The sequence below is a fragment of the Limnoglobus sp. genome (assembly GCF_059499385.1).
The window spans coordinates 46103-49159 of the sequence record NZ_JCABYM010000074.1; the positions used below are offsets into that span (position 1 = coordinate 46103).

The window sequence follows — 3057 nt, forward strand, 5'->3', positions numbered from 1 at the left end:
CGGGGGGCTTTTCTCGCGGCGGTGCGGGGCCTTTAACCGACGCTATTCGAAATTATATCGCCCCGGGATTGCCGGCGGGGTTTTGCGCCCCCCCAAAAACCCCGCCGGCAAGCCGGCGGCTATATAAGAGCGACTCGCCGTTACACGTTCTCCTTCGGCAGGCTCGACAGCACCACCCCGCAGTCCCGGCGGACGACCACGTCGTCCTCGATCCGCACGCCGCCCCAGCCGGGGATGTAGATGCCCGGCTCGATGGTGATGACCATGCCGACCTCCAGCGTGTCGGTCGAGTTCTGCCGGACCCGCGGGGCCTCGTGCGTCTCCAACCCGATGCCGTGGCCGAGGCCGTGGGTGAAGTAGTCGCCATACCCGGCGTCCGAAATCACCTTGCGGGCCGCGGCGTCCACCTCCTTCGCCGGCACGCCCTCGCGAATGGTGGCGATCGCCGCCTGCTGGGCCTTCAACACCGTCTCGTAGACCTTGTCGAAGTCGTGGCCGACCCGCTCGCCCTTGTTCTTGCGGGTCGGCGCGATGACGAACGGCGACTTGAACGTCCGCGTCAGGTCGCTGCGGTAGCCGTTCAGCACCGCGCCCCAGTCCACGAGCAGCTTGCTGCCGTCGGTCATCCGCTTGTGCGTCGGCGGGGCGTGCGGCAGCGCCCCGCGCTCGCCGACGGCGATGATCGGCGGGAACGGCGTGCAGTCGCCCCCGGCCCGGCGGACGTAGTTCTCGATCGCCGCCACCATGTCCCGCTCGTCGTCGGATTCCCGGAGCGTACTCGTGAACATGACGTAGGCCCGCTCCGCGACCTGGATCGCGGCCTTGATCGCCTCCACCTCGGACGCGTCCTTCAAGACGCGCAACGCCTCGACCTTCCCCCGCATCGACACGAGTTGGCTCTTCGGGGCGTACTCGCCGAGGGCCGCGGCCAGCGCGAGGGTGACGTGGTCGGCCTCGATGCCGACGGCCTTCGCGGCCGCCTTCGTGAGCAACTCGCCCGCCGCCTCCGGCGTCGTCTTGTTGTGCGGCCGGATGTGGACCTCCAGGCCGGGGCACTCCTCCTGGATCTGCTGCTCGAACCGGTTGTCGCTGACGAGGACGGCGTTCTTGGCCGTGAGGAGCAGGTACGAGCTGTCGCCGAGGAACCCGGTGAGGTACGTGACGTTCACCGGGTTGGTGACGAGGATCGCGTCGAGGCTGTCCTTCTTGAGGTCGCGGGCGAGGATCGACCGCCGTTGGGTGAAATAGTTCATGGCTGGGGGCGAACCGGGGGGCTAGGGCGATTCAAAGACCGACCCCTACAATGACACATCCGGGATGGGAACGCAAACGGGAAGCGGGGGCGGGATGATACCGGTGTTGCTCGACCTGCGGGGGAAGCGGGTGCTGGTGGTCGGCGGCGGGGCCGTCGGCCGGCGGAAGGCGCGGGCGGCCCGCGACGGCGGGGCGGTCGTCCGGCTCGTCGCGCCGGAGCCGCTGCACGCGGACTTCGCGGCCGACACGTCCGTCGAGTGGGTCCAGGCGAGCTACCACGCGGACCACATGCAGGGCATGGCGCTCGTGTTCGCGGCGGCGACGCCGGCGGTGAACGACCGGGTGGCGCTCGACGCGATCCGCCGGGGCGTGTGGGTGAACTCCGCGACCGACCCGACGGCCGGGGATTTCACCCTGCCGGCCGTCGTCCGCCGCGGCGAGCTGGTGCTGGCGGCGAGTACCGGCGGCGCGGCCCCGGCCCTGGCCCGCCGCATCCGCGAGAAGCTGGAGGCGGAGTTCGACGAGGCGTTCGCGACGTGGATTCGGCTGCTGGAGACGATCCGCCCGTTGGCGCGGGAGCGAATCGCGGACCCGGAGCGGCGGCGGGCACTGCTCGACGCGTTCGCCGACTGGCCGTGGCTGGAGCGATTGCGAACGGGCGGGGAGGCGGCGGTGTGGGAGATGATGGTGAAGGGCGTGCGGGAGGCGGATTAGCCGCACCAGACTTCCGAAGTCCGGCTTCGACTTCGGAAGTCGATCCCGCGCCGCGGCGTACCTTCAATTCCCCTTCGGTCCCGGTCCCGCTCGACTTCCGAAGTCGAAGCCGGACTTCGGAAGTCGGAAGGCCACGGCCCTCCGGTAAACCGGCGGCTATATAATTTCGACCATGACGCTGTCCACGCTGCAAGGCGTGTCGCACACCTGCTTCGGCCTCAGCTACCTGCTCGCCCTCGGCCTCGAACTCGCCCGGCTGCGGTGGCCGCGGGCCGGCATGCGCCCCGCCGGCCTCGCCCTCGGAGCGGTCGGCCTGTTCACGCACTCCGCGTACCTCGCGATTCATCACCCGTCGTTGGCCACGTCCTACGGGTCGCTGTTGCTCCTCGCGTGGGTGCTGGCCGTGTTCTACTTCTACGGCAGCCTGCACCACGCCCGGCAGGCGTGGGGCGTGTTCGTGCTGCCGGTCGTCGTCGCCCTCGTCGGGCTGTCGCTGGCGCTCGTTACTCTCAGTGGGACCGCCGACGTGGAGGTTCCCGCGTGGCTCGTCGGCGAGAAGTTCTGGGGGGCGGTCCACGGCCTGTTGCTGCTGCTCGCGGCCGTCGGCCTCAGCGTCGCGTTCCTGAGTAGCGTGATGTACCTGGTGCAGGCCCACCGGCTGCGGACGAAGGCGAACCCGCTCGACCTGAAGCTGCTCAGCCTCGAGCGGCTGGAGGCGATGAGCCGGCGGGCGGTGAACGCGGCGTTCCCGCTGCTCGCGGCCGGCGTGCTGCTGGGGATGTTGATGCTGAACCACGAGCCGGTGAGCGCGCTACTCACGCCGTCGGTGAAGGTGCTCGGCAGCTACGGGCTGATCCTGGTGGTGGCGATGCTGGTGTACATGCGGTACGCGGCCCACGTGTCCGGCCGGCGGCTAGCCGTGTGGTCGATCCTGGCGTTCGTGCTGCTGGTGATGGTGCTGATGGCCGCCCACCCGTTCGCGGAGGGCGGGAAGTGAGGAACGACCACTCGCGAACACCTACCCGCGTCCACTCTTGTTCCCTCCCCCCTTGGGGGGGAGGGTTAGGGAGGGGGGTAAGCCTTCCTCCC

3 protein-coding genes are annotated in these 3057 nt (G+C 69.6%); 2 read left to right on the top strand and 1 reads right to left on the bottom strand.

The features are described 5' to 3' along the window. Positions 1–140 precede the first annotated feature (140 nt). Complete coding sequence (locus AC5JJ2_RS13765; RefSeq protein WP_495858572.1) at positions 141–1253, bottom strand: M24 family metallopeptidase; 1113 nt, start codon at positions 1251–1253, stop codon at positions 141–143. A gap of 94 nt (positions 1254–1347) precedes the next feature. Here AC5JJ2_RS13765 and AC5JJ2_RS13770 point away from each other — a divergent pair, with 94 nt between their 5' ends. Then, positions 1348–1968 (top strand): precorrin-2 dehydrogenase/sirohydrochlorin ferrochelatase family protein, encoded by a 621-nt coding sequence (locus tag AC5JJ2_RS13770; RefSeq protein ID WP_495858573.1) that lies wholly within the window; start codon positions 1348–1350, stop codon positions 1966–1968. Positions 1969–2140: 172 nt separating this feature from the next. Further along, positions 2141–2965: a cytochrome c biogenesis protein CcsA gene (ccsA, locus tag AC5JJ2_RS13775; protein ID WP_495858574.1), complete on the top strand. Its 825-nt coding sequence runs from the start codon at positions 2141–2143 to the stop codon at positions 2963–2965. The last annotated feature ends 92 nt before the right edge of the window (positions 2966–3057 follow it).